The organism is Oleiphilus sp. HI0117, from assembly GCF_001635235.1.
Map to the genome: position 1 here is coordinate 1 of NZ_LWGA01000790.1, position 8,938 is coordinate 8,938.

The following is an 8,938-nucleotide window of genomic DNA, read 5'->3' on the forward strand; positions in this document are numbered from 1 at the left end:
TGTTGTTTCAACACATCTTTCCTTCTAGCTTTTAATACTGGCTTACACGAAATTTTCTAATCCGAATCGAAACCCCATGATTGATGATTGAGTTAATTGCGTATTTACTTACACTCCTTCTTTAATCAAATATAGTCACAACTACTCATTAGGATCACAGATGGTTCGAACTAAGAAAGTCGGTAATAAGCTTGCTGTCAAAGGAATAGACACTGGCAGAGCACTATTTGGGGTTGTTGCAATACCGGTTTTCTTTGTCTTGTATTTACTCACATTTATTTTAATGGAGCGAAATCAACAAGTCGGCGAATATATAGAACTTTCCTTGATAGTTGTTCTGCTACTTATGGTTGTAGCTTTTATTCTATCACTTCATAGCTACAGAAAATCAGCCGGACTAATATTCCTTTTCAATAAGAGTAATGGAATTGTTGAAGCTTTTAGACATAAAGGATTAGTCTCTAAGTATTCACTAGGAAGAAATGTGAAATTAAAGCTCCAACGCGCACAGGGTATAGTCTGGACGATTGGTGGAGGGAGTGAAAGGCTACTTACTTACCACGCTGTATTAAATGGTAGCAAGGGTGAGGTATGGATTGGCGCTTCTGCTTTCACGCAAAGAGGATTGCTAAAAAAAGTTAAAGTCATTAGTGACTATTACAACGCTCAACATGAAGTATCGGAAGACATACTGAATACTTATGAAGCTAGTGTAAAATACAAGCAACTTCGAAATACATAATGGTTCTAAGCCACCTTATTATAGCAATCTAGCCAAACTAGGAATAACCTCCAACGGCAGAAATTGGCACACAAACGACACAATAATGTGCTGAGAGATGCCAGCGTAATGTTCACAGATGGTCTACTTTAGTTAGAAACCTTCAGAAGCGATATATTCCATATCTACGGGGTCAGTATCTAATAGCTTTTCGGTAGTCTCTAGGCTTTTATTGCCAAGTAAATGATGTATGTGGGCTGTATCCAAACCTTTGCGTTTAAGCACAACGGCGAATGTTCTTCTCCCAGAAAGTATCGATGGCTCTTGCACACCGGCCTTGGATAGTAATTGCTTCAAATGTCTGTTTAATGCATCACATGTATAGCTAACGCTGCCCCTATTAGTATCCCTCTTAGCAATACTAAAGCCTCGCCATCCTGGTTCACCACGTCCTTTGTTTGTACAAAATAAGGGCGAATCTGGATCTAGGGAAAGGAAATAATCAGGATGATTACCCAATAATATCTTTTCTTTTATTCGGTGATCTAAGTACGCAGCTAAATATTTCCTAACCTTGGCATTCTTTAAAAACACATGACGCTCATCACCATTGAAAGAAACATTCCCTCGTATAACGAACTCTCGACAAAGCTTTCCAGAACGATGCAAAACATCTTGGATCTGAACACGATTTATTTCTAGAGTTGTCATTGGCGTACCCAAGAAAAGAGCAAGCAGGCACAAATCGCGCTCTGGTTGAACGCTTGTTTCTTTGGTGACTTTAAAGATCCAATCCTTCTCAGATTGATTGATAAAGGCAGGCAATCCCATGTAGTTATACTCTCTCTATACCCCTCTATACAGACATAGCGTAATTTACTAGCTATTTGATTAAAAAGGAATCATTTAAACCTGAGCCAGCGAAACACCCAGACTCTTCAAGCTTCCACGGAAAATAAGACTGTTAACCAGATTCAAAAAGCACTTGCGATAGAAGACAAGATAAGCTCATAGTAACCTGAAATAATTGGTACGGAATGCCGACATAGAAAAGGTCATAATTAGTGTGAATTAAAACCACTAAGCTTTTCTAGTGATGAGCTATTTATTTGGCTATTTTGCGGACATCGTGAACTCAGCAGAACATCACTTTATATGTTCACCATAAAAACTAAACTCTCTCAGAATACTAGTTCTGCGAATCCCAGTTACGCTTTCACAATCAAAACTCAGAGAAGCTCGTTTATAATCACATCGGGGTTACTTACGAAGCGGTCTAGTTCCAAAAACTCTTCTTCGTTTGCACTAATATTTTTGGATTTTGACAAAAAAGCAGCTTCTACCGCAACTCTCGGAGTGAGCTTTGTTTTTCCATTTTTCATGCGGCTAAGTTGGCTTTGCGTAAGGTTAAGTAGCACGCATAACTCTCTTGTATTTTTTGCGCCTTTTGCGCGAGCGATAAAATCCAATACATTCTTGGCGTGCTCTTCGTCCTGGTGAATAATTAATTCAATAGCTATATACAGCTCGCGATTTGAAGATAGAGAACTGGAAAGCTGAGAAATCAGTTTTCCCCATTTTTCTGCATCAGCCTTGTATAAGATTTCAACAAGCTTGATCCTATCTTCTTGATCTAGTGATTGCTCTGCAGCAGTCTCATATTTCGAGTTGAGATGTTCATAAAACGGAGCTACCACTTTCAAGGAACATTCGTCTGTGATTAATCGTAAAATAGTATCGGCTGAAACTTCACACTCTGGCTCTCGGACAAAAGGAACATCATCAATTCCGCGCAAAAATTGACTGTTACTAGCATCACGAACTTTTTTCGCTAGGTTATCAGGTAACAATGCCTCTACCCCCCTACGTGCTGCAGCAAACCCAAGCTTATCTAGAATAACTAATCTTGCTCGCCAAGGGAGACTCCCCTCTTTTCGCTCAACTTTAGTAATAGTTGCAAGGGGGATGCTCAGCCGCTCAGAAAGAGCGTTAGTTGACTCAACATCAAACTCTTTTTTTAGCCTTTTTATAAGATCGTAATCAGACACAGAATTATTACCTAGATTTAACACATCAAACCATTGCTATTATGCTTGCATAATGATCAGATATTATACAACGCAACTAAAACAACAACTTTTATTGACCACTGAGCTATGACAACTTCAAAAAAACAAAAAGACCCAGAAATACTTGCCATAAATTCTAAGCTAAAGGTATCAGGACAAACAGTTGTTGTTCAAGTCTCACAAATTAGTGGAATTAAGACAAGAATTAAACCTTCGTCTCAAATATATCTTCCGCGCCATAGCTCACTGCACAAGATTTTATTACGTCCTTATAAAGCTGATAAGTCACAATATAGATTGGTAAACCACTTATCGCCCTGTATTCAGACACACCTTGCCCAATTGAAACCTGATGTAGTAATAGAAGCATTCGCTCTTTACTCACAGAATGAAGTTCAAGATAGACTTGATGACTTCGTGTTTGGCGAACTCGCCAGCATATTACCTAAACCACTGAACACAAAAGTGACTAGAGACGTCATAGAAAAAATGGTTCATTCAAAAGAGTTACTAGATGTAGTTGTTACTGGTTTCGAACTTGAAGCTCGCTCACCCAATGCATTTCCGACTAAGGTCATTGCCAAGCTATTAAACACAGCTCCAGGGACTATCGCGACTATTGTCGATGAAATAGAGCTAGCGCCAAAATGGAATGACTACGCGAAATTAAACAATTATTTTGACTACCGCACGATGATTAGGACACTAAAAAAAGACAAACAGAAGAGTAAAGAGAAGAACTACGAAAAAGGGTTCATTAAACGGCTTAGGAAGCTCGAGCGCAATTCTGAAAGATTCGTCTCTTTTGCTGAGGGTTTTCATAATACTGCATTAACAATCACTCAGAATTTAAAAGCATAATGGACTTTCTGTCGCAGCGTTATGTCGACTCTACGGAATTCGTTTTCAATAATGTTGAAATTCCGGAGCACTTGCATCTCGCAACGAAAATACTTTTTCAACACTGTTTGCCGCCGCCGTCCTTGCGATATATTAAAAAGCTCTTTTCAATACTGGCTGAGTGGCAGATTGACGCTAACTGGTGCGTTAGCAGTGAGCGAAAAAAGATCCATAAATTGATTAATACGATCCCCGAAAATGCAGATACAAACAAGAAGATATCTAAGGTTGGAACAAACTACCCTGTTTATTTCGGAATTACACAAGTTCACCGGCTGAGAGAGAAATCCTGGGCTTCGAACGATATCAACCTATGCATTGACCTTTTCGTTAAGAAAATATTTGCCAACACAGAAGTTGCTGAAAAACTCGTAAGCCTTGATAGCTATCATGACGATGTTTATACCGTTAGAGATGACATAATTATGAACATGGCTTCGCGCAATAACCTGCAAGTTCTCTCGAATACCGATAAGAATGAAGATTTTAAATTTGAACGGACGTTTACCCTTGATCATAACGTCCGTTTAGTGGGCGGCCTAGCTATGTCATTCATTCCCGAGACTCACTCAACATTTTGGGATAACCCACCAGAAATAGTAATCAAATCGCGTCCGCCCCGTAAAAAGATTACACACGAAATTGATGATGAAACAAAAGATATCGAGGAAATTGATACAAACCCATTCGGATTTCTTGATACAAGGTCGCAGGCATTATTCAAACGCAATGTTATAAAAGATTTTTCTAAGGAGAATATCAGAACTTTTTCGGATAGAAACCAGCTATCACGGCAAGTCATTATTACGTACTTAGCGTACCTAGCAGATAAAAACAAAATCACTTTTTTTACAGTCGCTTTATTAAGAGCGGCATTAGGCATTGAACAAATGAGGTTGTTTGATCCTCAAAAAAATAAAGACCATAAAGACTGGGTAATTAAATTTCATGACAACAATACGATTTCATATCTCGTAAGTAATGGTGCAACCGATTTCGCTAGAGAAAAAGGGAAAGGTGCGACTAAAGCAGCTCATGTAACTGTAAGGTTGCCCGCTACCTTGTATGAGCTCCTAAAAACAGTTTTTAATAACCAAGATAGCAAAATTGACCAAAGCGGCGTACAAAAAACATTTAAGCTTAAGCAAGCCGGCTCAGTGCCAACACTCAATCGCATAACTAGATCTGCCCACATTATATATCGATTAAAACATCTTGATGAAAACGCTTGTTTTGTACTCAGCGGCAACATTCCGGTCTATCGGCGAGCGTCAAATAGTTACATCGCTACCGAAAATACCCATCTAGCTACCAACTTTCTTAAAATACTTAACGATATAATACAGGACGTTAGCGAAGTAACCGATAACGTATTAGTTGCTAAAATCAAACACGACACAACAGTCCTATTAGCTCATAAAGGTCTAGAATTTCAGAGATACTTAGTTGGATCTCAATTGGCGGCACAGGCCCCATTCGACTTTTACGCAGGATGTATAAATCATCTCAGCACGCTAAACCTGAGCTCAATCGACTCTCGCGCTAATCAAGTTGAGAAAGCACTTCAAATACTGTCTCAGCATGAGACGTACTTCTATTTTTTACTACAATTTTCGAATGCCGGTCGTGCCGTAGGGCCTAACACGATCTTAAAGGAAGCTGATGGATACACACTATATCGAGAAAAATCTTCTAGGCACTATAGCGAACATAAATTTCTCAACACTTTAAAACTAGTCACGCAGCAACTCGACCAATTGATTCAAATGCGTCAGAACGTTTACTTATTTGTACAGACATTAGGGTATCTAATTCCAGCCTTCGTCGAAACGGCGCTCCCTCTCAAGTATGAGGTTAACTATAAAAAGGAGATCATTAAGACTGACACCCTAAATGGAAAATCTGCCCATAAAATCGCTTCTAACTGGGGTTATAAACCACTATTCCAGCGGACCAATGCCCCTCGTCACCAGTGCGCATCATCTATTCAAAATTTCTCACACGAAGAAGCAGTTCGCGATGTATGGGTCGGGCACCACATAGACGGATTCGCACCAACATCACCAAACTCGTCAGGTAATCCTCGTTATATATTGGAATCTTTAGACACATTCCGCGAGCAGTTCATTATCAAAAACTCCTTCCAATTACTCAAAAGCGAGAACCTGTATGGCGCTACTTGATGTTCTACAGATTGAGCCTGAGCTAGACGAACCTGGCTTCTGGACTCAACATAAGCTGGATATTTTGTGTTTCCTTAAGAATAGGTGTGGCAATAGCCGACGAATTTCGAAAAAGGACCACAATGCGCTGACACTATTTTTAAATTCAAACCACAAGCCATCTAATGAGCAGATTAAAGACGCAAATTCCGTAATGGCTAGACTTGAAGGCCTTGAATGGAATGTTCGATTTTTGAGTTTAAAACAAAAACGACCACGACCATCAGCCCTGCCAAATACTCCTAGTGAACTTGAATACTATAGCGAGGCAATATGCCTGAGGAATAATTTCTGGGGTGGAGAGTCAACTAAAGAAACGGCCAACAATGAAACGCTTTTATTTGAGATGTTAACAATCGAAGCTTCAATGACACTTGGGTTACCTTCCCAAAAAATAGCCGATGCAATCAGTAACATGCTTGTTAGCCCGAGCAAAGCGTCAGTGCCAGTTTCAATAAGTAGTGACATGGTTTCTAGCCAGAAATGCTCGTTGCCTTGCTCAGCGCGTTTTCGTTTATTGTCGTCACTATTTGTAAACAAATATGGAGCCTTAAGCAATATAGAAGTTATTAAGCGTGTTGCCCTTATCCATAAAGCTAGGAAACTTAACGTAATTTCTAAACACCTTTGTCTAGCAGGCATTGAGCCAATAATCTCTGCACAATTAAGCGAACCAATCCTGCCGGTCAACACGCCACATGATGAGAATGTGTTTCAGTTTACTGCGCCAACAAACGCTGATTACCCTAGAATGTATATACGGCCAGAACGCGAAGTTACCCAATCACAGTTGATGGTGTTCAATTCCGGAGCCCAAGGAGTAACTGAGAACGAGTTCAAACTACCCCTAACAGAAGCAGCCATTAGCACTCTAAAACGCGCTTGGCGAATTATTAAGCAAGGACTGAAAATAAAGGGTGTTTATAAAAGTACGACAGTTAATAAAGACCTATTTTATAAGGCCTTTGCAGACTTAAAAGCCTCATTCATCTATAAGTTGCTTGAAGCTGTTACAAGCTCCAACCCTAACAAGGACGAAAAAAATAAGGCGATTGACTATATTAATTATCTTGAGGCTGAAGCAATCACGCCTATCGATTTGGCATACGCCTGGGCTGAAGAGCAATTGCTTATACGCAAGAACACAGCGGATACGCTCGCATCATATTTCAACCATGTCTTTAACCAGGGTTTCATGCACTACACAGATTGTTTTTCGCTTGCACTATGGGAAGAGGAAGACACAGAAGCCTTCGTTTGTGATTATATTTTATCAAAACGCGCTTCAGTTAATACATCAAATCAGGTTTTGAGTGAATACTCTGCCGTTATTGATTTTGCCCAAGCTAAGCTAAATATTTTAGGTGGTGTCAATCTAAACCACCTGAAAGAAAACGGTGTTGTACTGACTACAAGAACTCGCGTACTGGGGCTTCTCGAATTTGATACGTTCATTACGCAAACCTTCTGTCACGATGATGCTACTGACAAACATAAGGCTCAGCGAGTATGTTTCCTAGAACTTGCCTTTTATGGAGGGTTAAGGAGGCACGAAATAGAAAACCTAACTCCCCGGGATATTGTATATAACGAAAATGAAACGCTCATTTACATACGAAAATCAAAGAGCCCGGCAGGTATTCGCGTGGTGCCATATCACCTGCTCGCCCCACCCTATGCAGTTGCAAGAATTCACGATTTCATTCACACAAAAAGCATTCAACACCTCGATAATGTAAGCAAAGCAAAATCAAGGCTGTCAAAATTTCGTTTCTTTGACGAGTTACTTTTTTCGTTAGGTTCTGCGCCTGGAATTAATAATACTGCCACATTACGAGATGAGTGCATAAAACTTCTTCAAATATACGCGGGACCTGGTGCAGATCTTCACCTACTTCGACATTCTCGCGGTTCTCATCTTTTTCTCTGGTGGTATTCGGCCCGATATACAGACCTAATTCCACAACTGGCTGACGCAAATCATTGGAACTTTAGCCCTGAGGGCTTACGGGCCATTAGAAACTTTTTTATGGAGAACGGAGACGAGCCTTTAAGCTGTATGCATACGACAGCAATGATTCATATCATCAAAACATTCGGTCATTCAGATACGAGTACCTTTTTTAAGGTATACGTGCATTGTTTTGACCTTATTGCTTCGCATGCGCTAAAACGGGCCCACAGCATCGATGACTCATTTTTACTAAAGGGAAAGGTGATCGAAGAGATCTTGCCTAAAGCAAAGTCTAGATCTACTCGCTCCAAGATTAAGGATAAAACTATCACTGGAGTGGCGCGCTATGCATTTGAAGATATAACTAAAGAATAGCTATAGAATCTTTATTAATTCGATCGCTAGCCCTTACGCAAGATTAGAAATCGATTCTCCTGTTTTTATGAAGGGGCTATCTGTTCGTACACACATCAATAACCCAAATCCAATTCTTGATCGAGATCAGAAAGTTCTTTTAACGTATCTAGTCGTTTTCCATGCTCTTCTGAATGAACTACATTAATAGTTCCCAAGACGTCTGATGAGTCTATGATCGTTAACGAACCAGTATAATATAACGTATCGATCCAGATATGATTCCCAGATACAGTTTTGTAATTCGATACATGGCCATGAACAACAGCATCAATGCCTCTTACAATATGCTCTTGACCTACCGAAGCTTGCTCAAACTGTTTCCGACTCCACAACCATTCCTCTTCATCTACGGTCTCTGGGTTCATCACTTGTTGCCAGTCATCTGGCGCTGCAGCATGTATCACTCCAATTCTATACTTATCTGTTTCTACAGTAATCGCGATGCTCATTGTACTTTTAATGAGTTCAGCTAGATCTTCAAGCTCACCTTGTGTGTACCGCTCTATCCACTGCCCACCTACATTTGAACTCGTATGCGTATGCCTGCATAGGGGGTCATGTAAACCATATAAAAATAGTGACTCATGATTCCCTAGGACGCTATGAACATTAGGCGTGCAACTAGCAAACTCAATCAGCTCTGCGCAAAAATCAC

Annotated in this window: 7 protein-coding genes; 4 read left to right on the top strand and 3 right to left on the bottom strand. The window is 40.0% G+C overall.

Annotated features, from left to right (window positions below; genetic code table 11):
• Positions 1-160: 160 nt before the first annotated feature.
• Positions 161-742 (top strand): hypothetical protein, encoded by a 582-nt coding sequence (locus A3757_RS12880; RefSeq protein ID WP_068567926.1) that lies wholly within the window; start codon positions 161-163, stop codon positions 740-742.
• 132 nt (positions 743-874) lie between these two features.
• Here the strand turns inward: A3757_RS12880 and A3757_RS12885 are convergent, their stop codons facing one another.
• Together A3757_RS12885 and A3757_RS12890 are read right to left on the bottom strand one after the other, a co-directional pair.
• Positions 875-1,552 (bottom strand): tyrosine-type recombinase/integrase, encoded by a 678-nt coding sequence (locus A3757_RS12885; RefSeq protein ID WP_068567925.1) that lies wholly within the window; start codon positions 1,550-1,552, stop codon positions 875-877.
• Positions 1,553-1,950: 398 nt separating this feature from the next.
• Entirely contained in the window at positions 1,951-2,769 is an 819-nt protein-coding gene (locus A3757_RS12890) for a hypothetical protein (RefSeq protein ID WP_068567924.1), read from the bottom strand.
• Between the two features lie 108 nt (positions 2,770-2,877).
• On the opposite strand from A3757_RS12890, the gene A3757_RS12895 reads away from it, so the two are divergent.
• From A3757_RS12895 to A3757_RS12905, 3 genes are all read left to right on the top strand, one after another.
• Positions 2,878-3,651: a hypothetical protein gene (locus A3757_RS12895; RefSeq protein WP_068739747.1), complete on the top strand. Its 774-nt coding sequence runs from the start codon at positions 2,878-2,880 to the stop codon at positions 3,649-3,651.
• Positions 3,652-3,866: 215 nt separating this feature from the next.
• Positions 3,867-5,873: a hypothetical protein gene (locus A3757_RS12900; protein WP_156506312.1), complete on the top strand. Its 2,007-nt coding sequence runs from the start codon at positions 3,867-3,869 to the stop codon at positions 5,871-5,873.
• Entirely contained in the window at positions 5,860-8,241 is a 2,382-nt protein-coding gene (locus A3757_RS12905) for a site-specific integrase (RefSeq protein WP_068739749.1), read from the top strand. The genes A3757_RS12900 and A3757_RS12905 overlap by 14 nt, the downstream gene beginning before the upstream one ends.
• Positions 8,242-8,336: 95 nt before the next feature.
• On the opposite strand, the gene A3757_RS26775 is transcribed toward A3757_RS12905, so the two are convergent.
• Positions 8,337-8,938 (bottom strand): hypothetical protein (locus tag A3757_RS26775; protein ID WP_068739751.1); only part of this gene is annotated, 602 nt, incomplete at its 5' end.